This is a genomic window from Streptomyces sp. NPDC093568 (genome assembly GCF_044764945.1).
Classification (GTDB): domain Bacteria; phylum Actinomycetota; class Actinomycetes; order Streptomycetales; family Streptomycetaceae; genus Streptomyces.
In genome coordinates, this window is sequence record NZ_JBIWJD010000007.1 from 338,462 (window position 1) to 356,488 (window position 18,027).

The following is an 18,027-nucleotide window of genomic DNA, read 5'->3' on the forward strand; positions in this document are numbered from 1 at the left end:
ATCGTGCGAGCCGAGTTACTCGGCACCGCCCTGCTCGTCCTGCTTGGCACGAAGCGCGTCCACGGTGCGGACGAGCTTCGACGGGAGCGCCTGGAAGACCTGAGCAGCCTGGGTCTGCTTGCCCTTCAGGGCGCCCGCCAGCTTGGCGAGCAGAACCTCGCGGGACTCGAGGTCCGCAAGCTTCTTGATCTCGTCGGCGGACAGCGCCTTGCCGTCAAGGACACCGCCCTTGATGACGAGGTTCGGGTTGTCCTTGGCGAAGTCACGAAGACCCTTCGCCGACTCCACCGGGTCACCGGTGACGAAGGCGACCGCCGTCGGACCGTTGAACAGGTCGTCAAGCGTGTTGATCCCGGCCTCGTTGGCCGCAATCTTGGTCAGCGTGTTCTTCACCACGGCGTACTGGGCGTTCTCACCGAGCGAACGACGCAGCGTCTTGAGCTGCGCCACGGTGAGACCCCGGTACTCGGTCAGCACAGCGGCGTTCGAGCTGCGGAACTGCTCCGTCAGCTCGGCTACCGCGGCAGCCTTGTCGGGCCTTGCCATAGAGCGTCGGCCTCCTTCCGGGTGATGGGACCGCTCGGAAGGGGCTGGGGAAAACGAAACGCCCCGGCGCAGGCGCACGGGGCGTAGCTCAACCGGGCATTCGCAACGTGAGCAGCGAACTCCGGGAGCACTTCCACAGTCACCTGCGCGGGTCGTCCGCGGTTCAGCGGATCCTTCGGCCACCGCACCCTCTTGCGAGCGCACGGCAACGACCAGCGGTCTTTGGCTTCTGTAGGAGAGTACGGGACGCGGTCACCGTCAGGCAAATCGGCCCCTACGACCCTTCCTTCAGCAGCTCCTCAAGGTCAGCGGTGTCCCCCGCCGGGGGCTTCTCGACCGCGGCCTTCACGCCGTAGTCGCTGTAGTACGCGGTCTGGGTCAGCGACCCCGTGGCCGTACGACCCTTCTCGACCTTCTTGACCAGCAGGCCCCGGTCGTCGACCCATATGTCGACGGTCTGCGAGGTGGCGCCCGCGACCCGGACCGTGCCGGAGTAGCGCGTGGTGCGCGCGCCGCTCACCGTCTCCTCGCCGACCTCGCGCACGTCGCCGGCGGACATCAGCAGCTTCACCGAGGTGTGCGGGGCGGTGCCGCGCATCTGGTCGGCGAGATCGGCTCCCGAGCTGCCGGCGAGGCGCTCCAGGTCGTCGTAGGCGTACTTGATCCAGTGCTTGCCGTCGGTCTTCTCGGCGAACGCCTCGCCCATGCGCGCGTAGTAGGCGTCGGGGAGATAGCGGGCCTCCATCGACGTGGTGCCGAGGCGGCGCATCGCCTCGGCCGTCGTACCGCCCGTGTAGGTGATCGTCAGGGCGCCGGTGAGGCCGTCACTCCAGGCGAGGGTGCCCTGGGCCTTCATGGACAGCGTCGAGCCCACGGTGGTCGTGGACTTCACACGGGCCGAGGCGGCACGGTCGGTGGCGCGCTCGACGGTGCGCAGGGCGGCCGCCACCGCGGGAGCGGGCGTCGGACGGTCCTCCTCGGCACCGTCGGAGGACGTGCACGCGACGAGGGCCGTCAGAGCGGTCAGCGGCGCGATCCAGGACGCCGACCGGCGCCCCCTCGTGCTCGTCATTCGTCCCCCCTGTGCATTCCCGTGAAGGCACGTTAACCCAGGGCACCGACAAACGGCCGGGGAACGGGAACGGGCCCCGCACCCGGGAAGGGGTGCGGGGCCCGTCGTCGAGCCTGGTGAGCCGTTGGCTCAGACCGCGGCCGGGTCCTCCTCGACGAGGAGGTTGCGGGTGCGGTTCGGGTCGACCGGAATGCCGGGGCCCATCGTGGTGGTGATGGCGGCCTTCTTGATGTAGCGACCCTTGGCGGCGGACGGCTTCAGACGAAGGATCTCGTCCAGCGCGGCGCCGTAGTTCTCCACCAGCTTGGTGTCGTCGAAGGACGCCTTGCCGATGATGAAGTGCAGGTTCGAGTGCTTGTCGACGCGGAACTCGATCTTGCCGCCCTTGATCTCGGTCACGGCCTTGGCCACGTCCGGGGTCACGGTGCCGGTCTTCGGGTTCGGCATCAGACCACGCGGGCCGAGGACACGGCCGAGGCGGCCGACCTTGCCCATGAGGTCCGGGGTGGCGACGACGGCGTCGAAGTCCAGACGGCCCTTCGCGACCTCGTCGATCAGTTCGTCGGAGCCGACGATGTCGGCGCCCGCGGCCTCCGCGGCCGCAGCACGGTCACCGGTCGCGAAGACCAGGACCCGGGCGGTCTTGCCGGTGCCGTGCGGCAGGTTCACGGTGCCACGGACCATCTGGTCGGCCTTGCGCGGGTCGACACCCAGGCGGAAGGCGACCTCGACGGTGCCGTCGAACTTGGTCGTGGACGTCTCCTTGGCGAGACGGACGGCCTCGAGCGGGGCGTAGAGCTTCTCCCGGTCGACCTTGGCGTCCGCAGCGCGGAGAGACTTGCTGCGCTTGCTCACTACTGCTCCTGTGTTGTCTTAGGAGTTGTGGTCCGGGCCGAGCAGGCCCCGCCACTCACTTCTGCTGGGAAGGTTGAGGTCAGCCCTCGACCGTGATGCCCATGGAACGGGCGGTGCCGGCGATGATCTTCGCGGCGGCGTCCAGGTCGTTGGCGTTGAGGTCGGGCATCTTGGTGGTGGCGATCTCGCGGACCTGCGCCTCGGTGATCTTGGCGACCTTGGTCTTGTGCGGCTCGCCGGAGCCCTTCTCGACACCAGCAGCCTTGAGGATCATCTTCGCGGCCGGCGGGGTCTTGGTGATGAAGGTGAAGGAACGGTCCTCGTAGACCGTGATCTCCACCGGGATGACCCAACCGCGCTGCGACTCGGTCGCGGCGTTGTAGGCCTTGCAGAACTCCATGATGTTGACGCCGTGCTGACCCAGCGCGGGGCCGACCGGCGGAGCCGGGTTGGCCGCGCCGGCCTGGATCTGGAGCTTGATGAGCCCCGTGACCTTCTTCTTCTTGGGAGGCATGTGCTCTCTCTCCGGGTCTTAGTGAGAGTGTTCAGCCATCCAGTCCGGATCATCCGGATGGAGGCATACCGCACAACGATAACGGGTATCCATGCGCGGCCAAAAACCGAGCAGGTCAGAGCAGCTACGGGAGCCGATCTGACCTGGTCGGAAGCAGTGTGTCCAGAAGGAACCGAAGCAGCCCGGAAGGGGCTAGTTCTTCTGGATCTGGTCGAAGCTGAGCTCGACCGGCGTCTCGCGGCCGAAGATCTCGACGAGACCCTTGACCTTCTTCGAGTCGGCGTTGATCTCGTTGATCGTGGCCTGCAGCGTGGCGAACGGGCCGTCGGTGACGGTGACCGAGTCGCCGACCTCGAAGTCCAGCACCTGGACCTCGACCTTGCGCTGCGGAGCGGGCTTGCCCTCGGCCTCGGCGGCCTCGCGGGCGGCCTTCTCCTCGGCCTCCGGGGCGAGCATCTTGACGATCTCGTCCAGCGTCAGCGGGTACGGGTCGTAGGCGTTGCCCACGAAGCCGGTGACGCCGGGGGTGTTGCGGACGACACCCCAGGACTCGTTGGTCAGGTCCATGCGGACCAGGACGTAACCCGGCAGCTTGTTCTGCTTGATCGTCTTGCGGTCGCCGTTCTTGATCTGGACGACCTCTTCCTGCGGCACCTCGGCCTGGAAGATGTAGTCCTCGACGTTCAGCGAGACGGCGCGCTGCTCCAGGTTGGTCTTCACGCGGTTCTCGTAACCGGCGTAGGTGTGGATGACGTACCACTCGCCGGGCAGCGTGCGCAGCTCCTCGCGCAGGGCGGCGACGGGGTCGACCGGCTCGGTCTCCTCCTCGGCGGCCTCTTCCGCCTCCTCGCCGTCCTCGACGTGCAGCGCGGCCTCCTCGGCCGGCTCGCCCGCCTCGGCGTCGGCAGCCTCGACCTCGTCCAGGTCCGCGTCCGCGCCCTCGACGATGTCGAGCTCGTCTTCCACGGACTCGACACCCTGCCCGCTTGGCTCGACGGCGTCGTTCAGGTTCTGGTCAGACACGTGGCTGCTTCTTCCTGGATACATAGGGGTGGAACATGCGAAAAGGGGCGCCGGTAACCGCGGCGCCCTTCGCTCTTGGCTCAGCCGAAGACGTACTTGGCGGCGTGGTCGAGCCCATAGTCAATCACGGTCACCAGGCCGATCATGATGACGACGAAGATGATCACCACAGTGGTGTACGTCGTCAGCTGATTACGCGTCGGCCAGACGACCTTACGGAGTTCCGCGATGATCTGGCGGTAGAAAAGGGCCAGTCGCTTCAGCGGGCCCTTCTTGCCGCGCTTGCCACCCTTGCGGGTCTTCTTGGACTCCGGCGCCTCGTCCTGGGCATCAGGCATGTCGATGGAGCCCACGGCGTCCGTCACTCGTCCTCACCTGATTCCGGGTCGTGGCCGTGCCGCGCCCGGTCTGAGCCGCACGGCGGTGCGTTGCTGTACGTACATGCGCACACATCCTGGCGAAGGAGTGTGTAGCAGGGCCGGAGGGACTTGAACCCCCAACCGCTGGTTTTGGAGACCAGTGCTCTACCAATTGAGCTACGACCCTTTGTGTGTCCCCCAACGTACCGCATCCGGGCGAGTGCTCGCTGTGCACCGTTCGGCTGTGGACTGCTGAAGGCCAACGAGGTGTGAGTGTACGTGGTCCGGGGCGCGCCGTCGAACAGAAAGCGGCCGATGGGGGCTTGATACGCGAAAGATCGTCGGGCGAAGGGCCGCACGGCGAAGCAAGATCGCCCAGGCCGGGGGCCCGATCCGGACGGATGTTCAGCCGGTGTTCAGTCCGTGAAACCCGCGTGCCGGGCGCGTTTCCTGTCTGAAACGATGGGTCCCATGAGCGCTGCAACCCCACCCACCGAGCGCCGGGTCTCCGCCCGAGTCGGCGCGATCTCCGAGTCCGCCACCCTCGCCGTGGACGCCAAGGCCAAGGCCCTCAAGGCCGCCGGGCGTCCGGTGATCGGCTTCGGCGCCGGTGAGCCCGACTTCCCGACCCCGGACTACATCGTCGAGGCCGCCATCGAGGCCTGCAAGAACCCGAAGTACCACCGGTACACGCCGGCCGGCGGTCTGCCCGAGCTGAAGGCCGCGATCGCCGCGAAGACGCTGCGCGACTCCGGCTACGAGCCCGACGTCTCGCAGATCCTCGTCACCAACGGCGGCAAGCAGGCCATCTACGAGGCCTTCGCCGCGATCCTCGACCCGGGCGACGAGGTCATCGTCCCGGCGCCGTACTGGACGACGTACCCGGAGTCGATCCGCCTCGCGGGCGGTGTCCCGGTCGAGGTCGTCGCCGACGAGACCACCGGCTACCGCGTCTCCGTGGAGCAGCTGGAGGCGGCCCGCACCGAGAAGACGAAGGTCGTCCTCTTCGTGTCGCCGTCCAACCCGACCGGCGCCGTCTACACCGAGGCCGAGACCGAGGCGATCGGCCGCTGGGCCGTCGACAACGGTTTGTGGGTGCTGACGGACGAGATCTACGAGCACCTGGTCTACGGCGAGGCCGCCGCGGTCTCCCTGCCGGGGCTGTTCCCCGAGCTGCGCGACAAGTGCATCGTGGTCAACGGTGTCGCCAAGACGTACGCCATGACGGGCTGGCGGGTCGGCTGGGTCATCGGCCCGAAGGACGTCGTGAAGGCCGCGACCAACCTGCAGTCGCACGCGACGTCGAACGTCTCGAACGTGGCCCAGGTGGCCGCCCTTTCCGCCGTCTCCGGTGACCTGGACGCCGTCGCGAAGATGCGCGAGGCCTTCGACCGCCGCCGCAAGACGATCGTGCGGATGCTCAACGAGATCGACGGCGTGGTCTGCCCGGAGCCCGAGGGCGCCTTCTACGCGTACCCGTCGGTCAAGGCCCTCCTCGGCAAGGAGATCCGCGGCAAGCGCCCGCAGAGCAGCGTCGAACTGGCCGAGCTGATCCTGGAGGAGGCCGAGGTCGCGGTCGTCCCGGGTGAGGCCTTCGGCACGCCGGGCTACCTGCGGCTGTCGTACGCGCTCGGAGACGAGGACCTCGTCGAGGGCGTGAGCCGGATCCAGAAGCTGCTGGCGGAGGCCAGGGACTGACGTCCGCCTCGGAGCCCCGGGGTGGCCGCCACCGGATTTCCGGAGGCGGCCACCCCATTTGTTTGTGCGAGCAAGACCACGAAAGGGGAAACCGCTACCGGGACGGCGGACACGTACGGCAGGATCCTGGAATGGAGCGTGTACGTGATGTCTCTGAACTGCCGAAAGCCCATCTCCACCTGCACTTCACCGGCTCGATGCGACCGGCGACCCTGCTGGAACTGGCCGACAAGTACGGGGTGCGACTGCCCGAGGCGCTGACCGACGCGCTGACCGGCGGGGAGCCGCCGAAGCTGCGGGCGACGGACGAGCGCGGCTGGTTCCGCTTCCAGCGCCTGTACGACTCGGCGCGCTCGTGCCTGCGGGAGCCGGAGGACATCCAGCGGCTGGTCAAGGAGGCCGCGGAGGAGGACGTCAAGGACGGCTCCGGGTGGCTGGAGATCCAGGTCGACCCCACGTCGTACGCGCCCCGGCTGGGCGGTCTGATCCCGGCGCTGGAGGTCATCCTGGACGCGGTGGAGACGGCGTCGCGGGACACCGGTCTCGGAATGCGCGTCCTCGTGGCCGCGAACCGTATGAAGCATCCGCTGGACGCCCGCACCCTGGCGCGGCTCGCCGTGCGCTACGCCGATCGCGGCATCGTCGGCTTCGGGCTGTCGAACGACGAACGCCGGGGCATGGCGCGGGACTTCGACCGCGCCTTCCACATCGCCCGCGAGGGCGGCCTGCTGTCGGCCCCGCACGGCGGCGAGCTGACCGGCCCGTCCTCGGTCCGTGACTGCCTGGACGACCTGGACGCGAACCGGATCGGCCACGGAGTGCGGGCGGCCGAGGACCCGCGGCTGCTCAAGCGCCTCGCCGACAAGGGCGTGACGTGCGAGGTGTGCCCCGCGTCGAACGTCGCCCTCGGCGTCTACGAGAAGCCCGAGGACGTGCCGCTGCGCACGCTGTACGAGGCAGGCGTCCCGATGGCCCTCGGCGCCGACGATCCCCTGCTCTTCGGGTCGCGTCTCGCCGCCCAGTACGACATCGCTCGGCACCACCACGCCTTCACGGACGAGGAGTTGGCGGAACTGGCCCGGCAGTCGGTGCGCGCCTCGGCGGCGCCGGGGGACGTGAAGACGAAGCTGCTGGCAGGGGTGGACGACTGGCTCGCCTAGGCGCCGGGCGACCTCAGTCGGCGATGCCGGCGAGGAGGGTGCGGGCCAGCCGGGCGGCGAAGTCGTCCACCGGCGGCCGTACCGCCTCCCTGGTCGCGTCATAGGCGAACGCCCGCTGCGCGCAGGCACCCATCAGCAGCGACGCCGCCGCGAACGTGTCGGCGTCCGTGCGGACCCGGCCCCGCTCCTGCTCGGCCCGCAGATAGGTGTCGAGCTCCTGGATCGGTACGTGCGGACCCACTCCCATCTGCCGGATGGCGTCGTCGTGGCGTCGCTTCAGCTCGGTCTGCGCGTACAGCGACGCGGCGATCGGGAAGCTCTGCTCGTAGAACAGCGCGGCCTGGCGGGCGATCTCGGTGAGGTTCTCCTCCAGGGAGTGCCGGCCCGGCTCGGCGGCGAGGCTGCTGAGCAGGGGGCGCAGCGGGGGCAGACGCTCGGTGAGCACCTTGATGAAGAGCTCTTCCTTGCTGTCGAAGTGCTTGTACAGCGCCGCCTCGGAGCAGCCGGCCGCCCGCGCGATCTCCTTCGTCGTGGCCCGCGCCAGCCCGACCGAGAGCATCAGTTCGTGCGCGGCGTCGAGCAGGCGCACGCGGGTGGGTCGGTTTTCCATGGAACGTCCAATCGCCCTTGACGGGTGGGTGAGCACTTACTCACTCTAGAGGAGACAGGGGGTGAGTGAATACTCACCCACCGATCTGTCACTCATACAGGGCAGGCCTCATCCATACGGGAGACCCCATGAAGCTCACCGTCTTCGGTGCCACAGGAGGCACCGGCAAGGAGATCGTCCGCCAGGCGCTGGACGCCGGCCACGAGGTGACGGCCGTCGTACGGGACCCCGCGCGGTTCCCCGTCACCGGCGACCGGCTGGAGGTGTTCCGCGCGGACCTGACCGACCCGCGCGCGCTGCGGCCCGCCGTCGCCGGACGGGACGCGGTGCTCTCCGGGCTCGGCGCCCGCAGCCGCAAGGACGCCGGGATCGCGGCGCGTCTGACGCGTACGGTGCTCGCCGCTCTGGAGGCCGAGGGGGTGCGGCGGCTGGTGGTGGTGAGCGCGGCGCCGGTCGGCCCCGAGCCCGAGGGCGACGGGTTCGCCGACCGGGCGGTGCGCGGCATCGTCTCGGCCGTCCTCAAGGACATCTACACCGATCTGCGCGAGATGGAGACCGAGTTGGCGCGCAGCACCACGGAGTGGACGGCCGTACGGCCACCGCGCCTTCAGGACAAGCCGCTCACCGGCTCGTACCGGCAGGTCGTGGGCGGATTCCCGGTCAAGGGCCGCTTCCTGGGGCGCGCCGATGTGGCGCACGCCATGCTGGCGGCACTCGACGACCCGGCCACGGTCAAGCAGGGAGTGGGCGTCGCCTACTGAGACCGGCCGGGCGTGCGCGCGCTACAGGCTGACGCCGACCGTCACCGGCTCGTTCACCAGCGTGATGCCGAAGGTCTCCCGGACTCCGGCGACGACCTCGCGGGCGAGCGCGAGGAGATCCTCGGTGGTCGCCTCGCCACGGTTGGTGAGGGCCAGGGTGTGCTTGGTGGAGATGCGCGCGGGGCCGGTGCCGTACCCCTTGGTGAAGCCCGCCTTGTCGATGAGCCAGGCCGCGGAGGTCTTGGTGTGCCCCTCCCCCGCCGGGTAGGCGGGCGGCTCCACGCCGTCCCCGAGGTGTGCCTGCACGCGCGCGTGGAACGCGGCGAACTGCTCCTCGGTGAGGATCGGGTTGGTGAAGAAGGATCCGGCCGACCAGGTGTCGTGGTCCTCGGGGTCCAGGACCATGCCCTTCCCGGTACGGAGCTTCAGCACGGTCTCGCGAGCGGCGGCCAGCGGCACACGGTCGCCGACCTCGACGCCCAGGGCGCGGGCCGTCTCGGCGTACTTGACGGGTGCCGAGAGCCCGTCCGCGTCCTCCAGCTGGAAGCGGACGCGCAGGACGACATAGCGCTCGGGGTCGGCCTTGAAGCGGCTGTGGCGGTAGGAGAAGGCACAGTCGGCGTTCGGGATGACGACGGTCTCACCGGTCCGGCGGTCGTACGCGATCACCTCGGTGATCGTCGAGGAGACCTCCTGGCCGTAGGCGCCGACGTTCTGAATCGGCGTGGCGCCCGCGGAGCCCGGGATGCCGGCGAGGCACTCGATCCCGGCGAGCCCGGCCTCGACGGCGCGGGCGACGGCGTCGGTCCACACCTCGCCCGCCGCCAGTTCGAGCGTGCTGCCGTGCAGCTCGAAGCCCTTGGTCGCGATGACGAGTGCCGTGCCCGCGAAGCCCTTGTCGCCGATGACCAGGTTCGATCCCCCGCCGATGAGCAGCAGCGGGGTGCCGGCGGCGTCCGCCTCGCGCACGACGTCGATCACCTCGGCGTCGGTGGTGGCGGTGACCAGGCGGGTGGCGGGGCCGCCCAGCCGGAAGGTGGTCAGGGGGGCGAGGGGGGCGTCGTGGAGTTCCTGCACGCGCTCAAGACTACGAGACGGCACTGACAGCCCCGGCACCCGTGCGCGGCGCCGGGGCGGATGCGCGCGCCACGCGCGCGTGCCGTTCACGTCAGCCGCCGGAACACCTCCTCCCAGCCGAGCGGGAGCTCGTCGCTCGGCACCTGCCAGCCGGCGAACTTGGAATCCCGCATCTGGGCGGACAGGCCCTGCGAGGTCGGCGCATGGGTGCCGGAGCGGGCGAAGTCCTTCAGCGCGGCCGGCGACTCCCAGGCGGACAGGGTCCAGAAGGTCCGCTTGAAGGGCTGGGCCTTCAGGGAGGCTCCGTACGCCCCGGGCGCCCGGCGCACCTGCAGCCACACGCCCGGCGTGCGGGCGAGGAAGCGGAGCGCTCCCCAAAGGGTGCGGGTCTCGAAGCGGGAGGCGAAGACGTGAACCTCGGTGCCGGGCGGTGCCGGGTTGGGGACGGTCCAGGGAAGGGTGGGCATGACTGCTCCTCACGTTCCAGAGGTCGGTCGGGTCTCTTGCCGACGGGTCCGACGGGTCGTATCCGCCGGATCAGCCGGAAGCCGTCTCCAGCACGCGCTCCGGCGTCTGGTCGGCCGTGCTCGGGGCACCGGACCCCCGCCGGGCGGGGATGATCAGAGCCGCGATGCCGGCGAGCGCCACCACCGCGGCACCGGTGACCAGCGCGGGCCGCAGCCCGTCGACGAAGGTCTGGCCGGTCTCGTAGCCGCCCTGCGCGGAGAAGATCGACGCCAGGACGGCGATGCCGAGCGCGCCGCCGACCTCGCGCAGGGCGTTGTTGGCGCCGGAGGCGATGCCCTGCTCCGAGGCCCGGACGCTGGACATGACCAGGTTGGCGGCCGGCGCGAAGAACAGCGCCATGCCGACACCGCTGATGATCAGGCCGGGCAGCTGGGCCGCGTAGGAGACGTCGACGGTGACCACGGAGGCCAGGTAGGCGAGGCCGGCGGCCTGGAGGAACAGGCCGGTGGCCACGACGGGTCGGCCGCCGATGCGGTCGGACAGGATCCCGGCGATCGGCGCGACGAGCATCGGCATGCCGGTCCACGGCAGCATCCGCAGCCCCGCCTCGGTCGGCGAATAGCCGAGCACGCCCTGCATGTACTGGCTGAGCAGGAAGATCGACCCGAACATCCCGAGGAACATCAGCAAGCTCGCGGCGTTGATCCCGGAGAAGGCCCGGAAGCGGAACAGCCGCATCGGCAGCATCGGGTTCTTGGCCCGGGTGCTGTAGAGGACGAACCCGACGAGCAGCGCGCCTCCGGCGAACAGGCCGGTCAGGACCAGACGCCCGGTCCAGCCGTCGGCCGGTCCGCGCACCAGGCCGTACACGATTCCGAACAGGCCGCCGCTGGCGAGCAGGGTGCCGGGGATGTCGAGCCGGGCACCGGTGCCGTACGACTCGGCGAGGCGCAGTCGGGCGAGCGGCAGCAGGGCGATGCCCAGCGGAACGTTCAGCCAGAAGATCCACTGCCAGGAGATGTGCTCGGTGAGGCTGCCGCCGATGAGCGGCCCGGAGGCGACGGCGAGCCCGTTGACGGCGCCCCAGATGCCGTACACCATCCCGCGCTTGGCCGCGGGCACCGCCGCCGTCAGCAGGGTCAGCGTGAGCGGCATCATGATCGCCGCGCCCGCGCCCTGCACCGCGCGGGCGGCGATCAGGGAGTCGATGCCGGGTGCGAGGGCCGCGCCGGCGGACGCGAGGGTGAAGATCGATATGCCGACGAGGAAGAGCCGGCGGCGGCCGAAGCGGTCACCGAGCGCGGCGCCGAACATGAGTAGGACGGCGAAGGTGAGTGTGTACGCACTCACCGTCCACTCCAGGTCGTGCAGCGCCCCTCCCAGGTCCTCCCGGATGGAGGGCAGTGCGGTGGTGACGACGAGATTGTCGAGCGCGGCCATGAAGCCGGCGACGCTCGTGATGACGAGCGCCCATGCGGCCCCGCCCGGCCGGCCCTTCCGCGCGTTCGGTTCGGTGTGCTGTGACATGGCTCCCCCAGAGGTGCCGCGTTCTGGTTTTCTGACTACTTGATAGTTATTGCTCACTAACTTTTGCGGTCATGAAAAGGCGGAGTGAACCTCGCCACCCCACCCCTACGGCCGCTCCCCGCCGCGCTCCGCCAGGTTCATGCCCGCCCAGACCCGGTGCTGGGGCGGGAAACCCATGGCCACCAGGCAGTTGATCAGCATGCCGTACGCCATGAAGGTCGTCGTCTCGCCGACGTCCGCCCCCAGGGGCAGATGGACGGTGTCCCACAGGCGCGTCCAGCCGGCCCGCACGGCCTCGCCGAACTCGTGGTCGCCCTCCTGCTCGGCGGACGCCACGGCGAGGTACATCTGCATCTGCATCATCAGCCGCTCGGGCTCTTCCGAGACGACCTTCCGGTACGCCCCGCCCATGGCACGCAGGGCCTCTTCGCCGTGCAGCCCGTCGGAGGCTTCCGCGAACATCCGGATGGTGTCCTCGACGCAGCGCTCGGCCGCCGCCAGGAAGATCGCCTTCTTGCCCGGAAAGAGCCGGAAGAGATACGGCTGCGAGACACCGACCCGCTTGGCGATCGCCTCCGTGGACGTGCCGTAGTAGCCACCGCGGGCGAACTCGGTCATCGCCGCACGGACGACGCTCTCACGCCTCTCCTCAGCACTCATCCTGGCCATACGGCTAAGTTAGTACTCAATCACTAACTAGGTCAAGGGGATGCCGAGCGGGAATGGCCGAGCGGGAATGCGTAAGGGGCGCCCCACATGGAGAACGCCCCTTACCGCACGGCACGCGCGTGCCGTTCACGCGAGCTGTACGACCGCCCGCGACATGCCCAGGACCTTGCGGCCCTCGCTGAGCACGGTCAGGTCCACGCGGACCCTGTTGCCGTCGAGCAGGGCCGCGACCTTGCCGCTGACCTCGATCGTGGCGCCCAGGTCGTCGTTCGGCACGACGACGGGCTTGGTGAAGCGGACGCCGTACTCGACGACCGCCGCCGGGTCACCGGTCCAGTCGGTGACCACGCGGATCGCCTCGGCCATGGTGAACATGCCGTGCGCGATGACGTCCGGCAGCCCGACCTCCTTGGCGAACTTCTCGTTCCAGTGGATCGGGTTGAAGTCCCCGGACGCGCCCGCGTACTGGACGAGCGTGGCGCGGGTCACGGGGAAGCTCTGGGCGGGCAGTTCGGTGCCGACCTCGACGTCGCCGTAGGCAATCTTCGCCGTCATAGCCGCTCAGGCCTCCCCTTCTTCGGCGTCGGCCCCACGGGCCACGAGCTTCGTCCAGGCGGTCACGACGTGCTCGCCGGCCTCGTCGTGGACCTCGCCGCGGATGTCCACGATCTCGTTGCCCGCCATCGACTTGACGGCCTCGATGGTCGAGGTGACGGTCAGCCGGTCACCGGCGCGCACCGGGCGGGTGTAGGCGAACTTCTGGTCGCCGTGCACCACCCGGCTGTAGTCCAGGCCCAGCTGAGGGTCCTCGACGACCTGTCCCGCCGCCTTGAAGGTGATGGAGAAGACAAAGGTCGGCGGAGCGATCACATCCGGGTGACCGAGTGCCTTGGCGGCCTCCGGGTCGGTGTACGCCGGATTGGTGTCCCCCACGGCCTCCGCGAACTCACGGATCTTCTCCCGGCCCACCTCGTAGGCGTCGGTGGGCGGGTAGCTCCGCCCCACGAAGGACTGGTCGAGCGCCATGGCCCGGTACCTCCTGCTGTCTGCTGCGGTTGACCTGCTGGTCCCTGGCTGATTCACCCGGCTCGGCCGGAACCGACCGGTAACCCGGCCTGAAACGACGCGAGGCCGCCCCCGCAATCGGGGGGCGGCCTCGCGAACGAGCCTGATTTATCGCGTCTCGCGGTGCGCGGTGTGCGCATTGCAACGCGGGCAGTGCTTCTTCATCTCAAGACGGTCCGGGTTGTTACGCCGGTTCTTCTTGGTGATGTAGTTCCGCTCCTTGCACTCCACGCAGGCCAGCGTGATCTTCGGGCGGACGTCGGTGGCAGCCACGTGAGTGCTCCTTGACGAACGGATGGGATGATTTAACGCAAGAAAGAGTAGCCGATCGAAGGACCGACCCCGCAATCGGCTACTGTCAGTAGCGGTGACCGGACTTGAACCGGTGACACAGCGATTATGAGCCGCTTGCTCTACCGACTGAGCTACACCGCTGTGATGCGATCGGGCCCCGCCTCGCGACGGGAACCTCACACACCAGAGCCCCAAAACGGAATCGAACCGTTGACCTTCTCCTTACCATGGAGACGCTCTGCCGACTGAGCTATTGGGGCGAGCGATGAAGACATTACACGCTCAGCCGCCGTTCACCCAAATCCGTTTCGCGGCCCCGGCCTGCGGCCGTTCGGGCCGGGTACAGCCCCGCCTCGCAGGCCACCCCGGCACCGCGGAAGCGGCTCCCGTTCGGCGGACCACACCGGTACGACTATTGCGCTCCTGCGCGCCAAGGCGTGGCCGTCACCCTAGGCTCGACTCACTCTGCGTGATCTTGTCTCTGGAGCACGATGCCCGACAGCACCCCCCAGCCACCCCACTCGTCCTCCTCGTCGGGCTCGTCCGGACCGGCCGACCCGGGCGCTCTGCTGCTGTGCGGGGCGCGGCTCACGGACGGCCGGACCGTGGACGTACGGCTGGACGGCGGGCGCATTGAGGCGGTCGGCACCGCCGGGAGCCTCGCCGGGGGCGGCACGCGCGCGTGCGGCACGCGCGTGGACCTCGGCGGCTATCTGCTCCTTCCGGCCCCCGCCGAGCCGCACGCCCACGGCGACACCGCGCTCTCCGCCGACCAGGGCGGACCGGTCTCCTACGACTCCCATGAGGTCCAGCGCCGGGCCACCGAGGCCGCCCTGCTCCAGCTCGGGCACGGGGCGACCGCGCTGCGGGCACATGTGCGCGTGGGCGAGATCCAGGAGCTGAACGCCCTCACCGCCGTGCTCCAGGCGCGGCGTTCGCTGCGCGGGCTCACCGAGTTGACGACGGTGGCGATGCCCCGGCTGCTGACCGGCGTGGCCGGGGCGGACGGGCTCGCGATGCTGCGGGACGCGGTGAAGATGGGCGCGTCGGTCGTCGGCGGCTGCCCCGACCTCGACCCGGATCCGACGGGTTATGTGGAGGCGGTGCTGGAGGTCGCCTCCGAGCACGGCTGCCCGGTCGACCTGCACACCGACGCCACCGACCCGGCGCGTCTGTCCCGCCTCGCCGCGATGGCCGGCGGGCTGCGGCCCGGCGTGACGCTCGGCCCGTGCGGCGGCCTGGGCCACCTGCCCTCCCAGCTGGCCTCGCGCACCGCGGACCAGCTCGCCGCGGCCGGGGTGACGGTGGTGTGCCTGCCGCAGGGCGGCTGCGGGGGCGTGGAACGGCGGGCCACGGCGCCCGTACGGCTCCTGCGCTCCGCCGGCGTGCGCGTCGCCGCCGGCAGCGGCGCCCTGCGGGACGTGTCGAACCCGGTGGGCCGCGGGGACCCACTGGAGGCCGCCTACCTGCTGTCCTCACGCCACGGACTGCGCCCCGAGGACGCGTACGACTGCGTCAGCGGGTCGGCGCGGGCCGCGCTGGGGCTGCCCGAGGTGCGGGTGGAGGCGGGCTTCCCGGCGGAGCTGCTGGCGGTTCGCGGGGACCGGCTGGCGGGGGCGCTGTCCCTGGCGTACAGCCGGATCGTGGTGCATCGGGGGCGTGTGGTGGCGCGGACGAGCGCGGTGCGGGAGTACTGCAACTCGGCGGTGGCCACGGAGTTGGGGTTGCCCCGGCAGGGGCGCGGGGAGCCGTCGTGAGCCCGTTGCGCCGGGCGCACATGACGGCGCAAGCACCCGGCGTACACGCGTAGGGAGCCCGCCCCCAGAGGCGTGAGGCGTGGCTGAAGTCGTGCGGCGGTTGCGGCTGTCCGGGCGTACGGTCGGAAACATGCGCATTGTCATCGCTGGTGGACATGGTCAGATCGCGCTGCGGCTGGAGAAGCTGCTCGCCGCGCGCGGAAACGAGGTCGCGGGGATCATCCGCAAGGCAGAACAGGGCGACGACCTGCGACAGGCCGGCGCCGAACCCATCGTGCTGGACCTGGAGTCGGCCTCGGTCGAGGAGGTCGCGGCCCATCTCCAGGGCGCGGACGCGGCGGTCTTCGCGGCCGGCGCGGGGCCGGGCAGCGGAACGGACCGCAAGGACACGGTGGACAAGGGCGCGGCCGTCCTGTTCGCGGACGCGGCGGTCCGGGCGGGCGTACGGCGCTTCCTCATCGTGTCGTCGATGGGCGCCGACTCGCGGCACGAGGGCGACGAGATCTTCGACGTCTACCTGCGCGCCAAGGGTGCGGCCGACGACTACGTGCGCGGCCTGGACGCCCTGGACTGGACGATCCTGCGGCCCGGCATGCTGACGAACGACGCCGGCACCGGCCAGGTACGGCTGGAGGCCCACACCGGCCGCGGCCCGATCCCGCGCGACGACGTGGCCGCCGTACTGGCGGAGTTGCTCGAAACCCCGGCGACGGCCGGCCTGACCCTCGAACTGATCAGCGGCTCGGCCCCCGTGTCGGTGGCCGTGAAGTCGGTGGCGGGGAACTGAGGATGGGCTGAAGGCGGGCGATCCGGGCTGCCCGGCGCGAGGCCGGGGCTCAGCCGGAGGGGCTCAGATCCGCGATGCCCCCTGGCCGTCGGAGCCGCCCTCGACGCCGCCGGGGCGGCCAGGCGGGGCTCGCGAGGCTCAGAACAGCGGAAGCTGACCGGGGAACTCGGGCACGGCATACCCGTCCAACGCGGGCTGTGCCGCCCCGAGTTGCGCCAGGCGCCGTGATCCCGGACACGACACGAGCTCCCCGCTCTCCCGCGCACCCGGCGGGTCGTGCCGTGCGAACCGACCGGCGACGACGGCGATCTCCCGCCGACACTCGGGGCAACTTCTGCCACGCGCACTCATGGGGCCAGTGTGCCCCGCGCCCCGGCCACGACGCGGGAACGCGAAAACCCCTCCGCTCTACGTTTCCGTAGAGCGGAGGGGTTTTCCCGAAGTGGCGGCGCCAGGATTCGAACCTGGGAAGGCTGAGCCGGCAGATTTACAGTCTGCTCCCTTTGGCCGCTCGGGCACACCGCCGGGGTTGCTGCCGTTCGAACCGCTCTTCGGCGGTGCTCCCTGGCAACGACGTAAACAATACCCGATGTGGAGGGGTGCTTCGCCACCCGATTGATCGCCTCCCGGGGGACCAGGGGTGGCTAGGCTTGTCCGGATGCGAACCGGGGCCTGCCCCGGGCTCGGCGGCCTCCCCCACGCCCGCCGACACGCACCCCACACGCACCCCGATACAAGGAGCCACAGGACATGGCCGACTCCAGTTTCGACATCGTCTCGAAGGTCGAGCGGCAGGAGGTCGACAACGCCCTCAACCAGGCCGCCAAGGAGATCTCGCAGCGCTACGACTTCAAGGGCGTGGGTGCCTCGATCTCGTGGTCCGGTGAAAAGATCCTGATGGAGGCGAACTCCGAGGACCGGGTCAATGCTGTCCTCGACGTCTTCCAGTCCAAGCTGATCAAGCGCGGCATCTCGCTGAAGGCCCTGGACGCGGGCGAGCCCCAGCTTTCGGGCAAGGAGTACAAGATCTTCGCGTCCATCGAGGAGGGCATCTCCCAGGAGAACGCGAAGAAGGTGGCGAAGATCATCCGTGACGAGGGCCCCAAGGGTGTGAAGGCCCAGGTCCAGGGCGACGAGCTGCGGGTCAGCTCCAAGAGCCGGGACGACCTCCAGGCCGTGATCGCCCTCCTGAAGGGCAAGGACTTCGACTTCGCGCTGCAGTTCGTGAACTACCGCTAGTCCACCGATTCAGAGGTCGACCGATCCAGAAGACGAGCGATCAGAGGTACGAGGAAGGGTGGGCGCCCCCAGGAGGGGTGCCCACCCTTCTCGCCTGCTGGCTGCGGTCCGGAGGGGTGTGTCTCGCCGAGTCCTGCCTCGGTCCTCACTCAGGTCTCGTGCGGATCTCGCTCAGCTGCGGGAGTGGCCGAAAAAGATGCGGTAGGCGATCAGGAGCACAAGGGAGCCGCCGATCGCCGAGGCCCATGTCGCGCCGTCGTAGAAGTCCTTGGTGATCGGGTGGTCCAGCCAGCGCGCCGAGATCCAGCCGCCGATGAACGCGCCCGCCACGCCGATGAGCGTCGTGCCGATGAAGCCGCCCGGGTCGCGGCCCGGCAGCAGGAACTTGGCGATGGCTCCGGCCAACAGCCCCAGAATGATCCAGCTGATGATCGTCATGCCCTGAACCTGCCCCTCCGCTCTGTGCCCTCACTGTTCCGGCACTGTGATTTCGGGCGCGTTTGTTCGTGTTCTGTTGATGAACAGGACGTCATGGAGGCGCTGTCC

At 69.7% G+C, this 18,027-nt stretch carries 22 protein-coding genes and 4 tRNA genes; 6 read left to right on the plus strand and 20 right to left on the minus strand.

Going from position 1 to position 18,027, the window contains the following annotated elements; genetic code table 11:
• Positions 1-15 precede the first annotated feature (15 nt).
• The 7 genes from rplJ to ACIRD7_RS28140 all read right to left on the minus strand — a co-directional run bounded on the left by rplJ (position 16) and on the right by ACIRD7_RS28140 (position 4,556).
• Positions 16-546 carry a 50S ribosomal protein L10 gene (gene rplJ / locus ACIRD7_RS28110; protein WP_380853549.1) on the minus strand — a complete coding sequence of 177 codons (531 nt, stop codon included), beginning with the start codon at positions 544-546 and terminating at the stop codon, positions 16-18.
• Between the two features lie 274 nt (positions 547-820).
• Positions 821-1,618, minus strand: a complete 798-nt coding sequence (locus ACIRD7_RS28115; protein ID WP_403457927.1) for a hypothetical protein — start codon at positions 1,616-1,618, stop codon at positions 821-823.
• A gap of 129 nt (positions 1,619-1,747) precedes the next feature.
• Positions 1,748-2,473 carry a 50S ribosomal protein L1 gene (gene rplA, locus ACIRD7_RS28120; protein WP_403457929.1) on the minus strand — a complete coding sequence of 242 codons (726 nt, stop codon included), beginning with the start codon at positions 2,471-2,473 and terminating at the stop codon, positions 1,748-1,750.
• Between the two features lie 79 nt (positions 2,474-2,552).
• Entirely contained in the window at positions 2,553-2,987 is a 435-nt protein-coding gene (rplK, locus tag ACIRD7_RS28125; protein ID WP_028805116.1) for a 50S ribosomal protein L11, read from the minus strand.
• A gap of 192 nt (positions 2,988-3,179) precedes the next feature.
• Positions 3,180-4,010, minus strand: coding sequence for a transcription termination/antitermination protein NusG (nusG, locus tag ACIRD7_RS28130; RefSeq protein WP_403457931.1), 831 nt, complete (start codon positions 4,008-4,010; stop codon positions 3,180-3,182).
• Between the two features lie 80 nt (positions 4,011-4,090).
• Positions 4,091-4,375 carry a preprotein translocase subunit SecE gene (gene secE / locus ACIRD7_RS28135; protein ID WP_403457933.1) on the minus strand — a complete coding sequence of 95 codons (285 nt, stop codon included), beginning with the start codon at positions 4,373-4,375 and terminating at the stop codon, positions 4,091-4,093.
• Positions 4,376-4,483: 108 nt separating this feature from the next.
• Positions 4,484-4,556, minus strand: a tRNA-Trp gene (locus ACIRD7_RS28140).
• Positions 4,557-4,840: 284 nt separating this feature from the next.
• Between ACIRD7_RS28140 and ACIRD7_RS28145 the strand changes: the two genes are divergently transcribed.
• On the plus strand, positions 4,841-6,067 hold the full coding sequence (locus tag ACIRD7_RS28145) for a pyridoxal phosphate-dependent aminotransferase (RefSeq protein ID WP_403457936.1): 1,227 nt from the start codon (positions 4,841-4,843) through the stop codon (positions 6,065-6,067).
• 131 nt (positions 6,068-6,198) lie between these two features.
• Positions 6,199-7,227 carry an adenosine deaminase gene (locus ACIRD7_RS28150; protein ID WP_403457937.1) on the plus strand — a complete coding sequence of 343 codons (1,029 nt, stop codon included), beginning with the start codon at positions 6,199-6,201 and terminating at the stop codon, positions 7,225-7,227.
• A 13-nt stretch (positions 7,228-7,240) separates the two neighbouring features.
• Here ACIRD7_RS28150 and ACIRD7_RS28155 read toward each other — a convergent pair whose 3' ends face one another.
• Positions 7,241-7,837, minus strand: a complete 597-nt coding sequence (locus ACIRD7_RS28155) for a TetR/AcrR family transcriptional regulator (protein ID WP_403457939.1) — start codon at positions 7,835-7,837, stop codon at positions 7,241-7,243.
• Between the two features lie 128 nt (positions 7,838-7,965).
• Here ACIRD7_RS28155 and ACIRD7_RS28160 point away from each other — a divergent pair, with 128 nt between their 5' ends.
• Complete coding sequence (locus ACIRD7_RS28160) at positions 7,966-8,598, plus strand: NAD(P)-dependent oxidoreductase (RefSeq protein WP_403457941.1); 633 nt, start codon at positions 7,966-7,968, stop codon at positions 8,596-8,598.
• 21 nt (positions 8,599-8,619) lie between these two features.
• On the opposite strand, the gene ACIRD7_RS28165 is transcribed toward ACIRD7_RS28160, so the two are convergent.
• From ACIRD7_RS28165 to ACIRD7_RS28205, 9 genes are all read right to left on the minus strand, one after another.
• Entirely contained in the window at positions 8,620-9,675 is a 1,056-nt protein-coding gene (locus ACIRD7_RS28165; protein ID WP_403457943.1) for a UDP-N-acetylmuramate dehydrogenase, read from the minus strand.
• An 86-nt stretch (positions 9,676-9,761) separates the two neighbouring features.
• Positions 9,762-10,142, minus strand: a complete 381-nt coding sequence (locus tag ACIRD7_RS28170; protein WP_403457945.1) for a DUF3291 domain-containing protein — start codon at positions 10,140-10,142, stop codon at positions 9,762-9,764.
• Between the two features lie 70 nt (positions 10,143-10,212).
• Positions 10,213-11,670 carry an MFS transporter gene (locus ACIRD7_RS28175; protein WP_403457946.1) on the minus strand — a complete coding sequence of 486 codons (1,458 nt, stop codon included), beginning with the start codon at positions 11,668-11,670 and terminating at the stop codon, positions 10,213-10,215.
• 105 nt (positions 11,671-11,775) lie between these two features.
• Positions 11,776-12,339: a TetR/AcrR family transcriptional regulator gene (locus tag ACIRD7_RS28180; RefSeq protein WP_403457948.1), complete on the minus strand. Its 564-nt coding sequence runs from the start codon at positions 12,337-12,339 to the stop codon at positions 11,776-11,778.
• Positions 12,340-12,465: 126 nt separating this feature from the next.
• Positions 12,466-12,894, minus strand: coding sequence for a MaoC family dehydratase (locus ACIRD7_RS28185; protein ID WP_403457949.1), 429 nt, complete (start codon positions 12,892-12,894; stop codon positions 12,466-12,468).
• Positions 12,895-12,900: 6 nt separating this feature from the next.
• Complete coding sequence (locus ACIRD7_RS28190) at positions 12,901-13,365, minus strand: MaoC family dehydratase N-terminal domain-containing protein (protein ID WP_403457950.1); 465 nt, start codon at positions 13,363-13,365, stop codon at positions 12,901-12,903.
• Positions 13,366-13,512: 147 nt separating this feature from the next.
• On the minus strand, positions 13,513-13,677 hold the full coding sequence (rpmG, locus tag ACIRD7_RS28195; protein ID WP_003948671.1) for a 50S ribosomal protein L33: 165 nt from the start codon (positions 13,675-13,677) through the stop codon (positions 13,513-13,515).
• An 89-nt stretch (positions 13,678-13,766) separates the two neighbouring features.
• Positions 13,767-13,839 (minus strand) — tRNA-Met (locus ACIRD7_RS28200).
• A 46-nt stretch (positions 13,840-13,885) separates the two neighbouring features.
• A tRNA-Thr gene (locus tag ACIRD7_RS28205) sits at positions 13,886-13,958 on the minus strand.
• A 231-nt stretch (positions 13,959-14,189) separates the two neighbouring features.
• On the opposite strand from ACIRD7_RS28205, the gene ACIRD7_RS28210 reads away from it, so the two are divergent.
• Positions 14,190-15,455: an amidohydrolase family protein gene (locus tag ACIRD7_RS28210; RefSeq protein WP_403457952.1), complete on the plus strand. Its 1,266-nt coding sequence runs from the start codon at positions 14,190-14,192 to the stop codon at positions 15,453-15,455.
• A gap of 130 nt (positions 15,456-15,585) precedes the next feature.
• Positions 15,586-16,242, plus strand: coding sequence for an SDR family oxidoreductase (locus ACIRD7_RS28215; protein WP_403457954.1), 657 nt, complete (start codon positions 15,586-15,588; stop codon positions 16,240-16,242).
• Positions 16,243-16,380: 138 nt separating this feature from the next.
• Here ACIRD7_RS28215 and ACIRD7_RS28220 read toward each other — a convergent pair whose 3' ends face one another.
• Entirely contained in the window at positions 16,381-16,593 is a 213-nt protein-coding gene (locus tag ACIRD7_RS28220; RefSeq protein WP_403457956.1) for a hypothetical protein, read from the minus strand.
• Positions 16,594-16,685: 92 nt separating this feature from the next.
• Positions 16,686-16,767 (minus strand) — tRNA-Tyr (locus tag ACIRD7_RS28225).
• Positions 16,768-16,992: 225 nt separating this feature from the next.
• On the opposite strand from ACIRD7_RS28225, the gene ACIRD7_RS28230 reads away from it, so the two are divergent.
• The gene (locus ACIRD7_RS28230; RefSeq protein ID WP_128433077.1) at positions 16,993-17,481 is read left to right on the plus strand and encodes a YajQ family cyclic di-GMP-binding protein; all 489 of its coding nucleotides are present in this window, start codon (positions 16,993-16,995) and stop codon (positions 17,479-17,481) included.
• A gap of 171 nt (positions 17,482-17,652) precedes the next feature.
• On the opposite strand, the gene ACIRD7_RS28235 is transcribed toward ACIRD7_RS28230, so the two are convergent.
• Positions 17,653-17,919, minus strand: a complete 267-nt coding sequence (locus ACIRD7_RS28235) for a GlsB/YeaQ/YmgE family stress response membrane protein (protein WP_403457959.1) — start codon at positions 17,917-17,919, stop codon at positions 17,653-17,655.
• Positions 17,920-18,027 lie beyond the last annotated feature (108 nt).

Coding starts and splice junctions, on each gene's coding strand:
- rplJ (WP_380853549.1), bottom strand. CDS start 546: ATGGCAAGGCCCGACAAGGCTGCCGCGGTAGCCGAGCTGACGGAGCAG.
- ACIRD7_RS28170 (WP_403457945.1), bottom strand. CDS start 10,142: ATGCCCACCCTTCCCTGGACCGTCCCCAACCCGGCACCGCCCGGCACC.
- ACIRD7_RS28220 (WP_403457956.1), bottom strand. CDS start 16,593: ATGAGTGCGCGTGGCAGAAGTTGCCCCGAGTGTCGGCGGGAGATCGCC.
- rplK (WP_028805116.1), bottom strand. CDS start 2,987: ATGCCTCCCAAGAAGAAGAAGGTCACGGGGCTCATCAAGCTCCAGATC.
- ACIRD7_RS28190 (WP_403457950.1), bottom strand. CDS start 13,365: ATGGCGCTCGACCAGTCCTTCGTGGGGCGGAGCTACCCGCCCACCGAC.
- ACIRD7_RS28155 (WP_403457939.1), bottom strand. CDS start 7,837: ATGGAAAACCGACCCACCCGCGTGCGCCTGCTCGACGCCGCGCACGAA.
- ACIRD7_RS28180 (WP_403457948.1), bottom strand. CDS start 12,339: ATGGCCAGGATGAGTGCTGAGGAGAGGCGTGAGAGCGTCGTCCGTGCG.
- ACIRD7_RS28115 (WP_403457927.1), bottom strand. CDS start 1,618: ATGACGAGCACGAGGGGGCGCCGGTCGGCGTCCTGGATCGCGCCGCTG.
- ACIRD7_RS28235 (WP_403457959.1), bottom strand. CDS start 17,919: ATGACGATCATCAGCTGGATCATTCTGGGGCTGTTGGCCGGAGCCATC.
- ACIRD7_RS28210 (WP_403457952.1), top strand. CDS start 14,190: ATGCCCGACAGCACCCCCCAGCCACCCCACTCGTCCTCCTCGTCGGGC.
- ACIRD7_RS28215 (WP_403457954.1), top strand. CDS start 15,586: ATGCGCATTGTCATCGCTGGTGGACATGGTCAGATCGCGCTGCGGCTG.
- ACIRD7_RS28230 (WP_128433077.1), top strand. CDS start 16,993: ATGGCCGACTCCAGTTTCGACATCGTCTCGAAGGTCGAGCGGCAGGAG.
- ACIRD7_RS28175 (WP_403457946.1), bottom strand. CDS start 11,670: ATGTCACAGCACACCGAACCGAACGCGCGGAAGGGCCGGCCGGGCGGG.
- ACIRD7_RS28160 (WP_403457941.1), top strand. CDS start 7,966: ATGAAGCTCACCGTCTTCGGTGCCACAGGAGGCACCGGCAAGGAGATC.
- ACIRD7_RS28150 (WP_403457937.1), top strand. CDS start 6,199: ATGGAGCGTGTACGTGATGTCTCTGAACTGCCGAAAGCCCATCTCCAC.
- ACIRD7_RS28185 (WP_403457949.1), bottom strand. CDS start 12,894: ATGACGGCGAAGATTGCCTACGGCGACGTCGAGGTCGGCACCGAACTG.
- ACIRD7_RS28145 (WP_403457936.1), top strand. CDS start 4,841: ATGAGCGCTGCAACCCCACCCACCGAGCGCCGGGTCTCCGCCCGAGTC.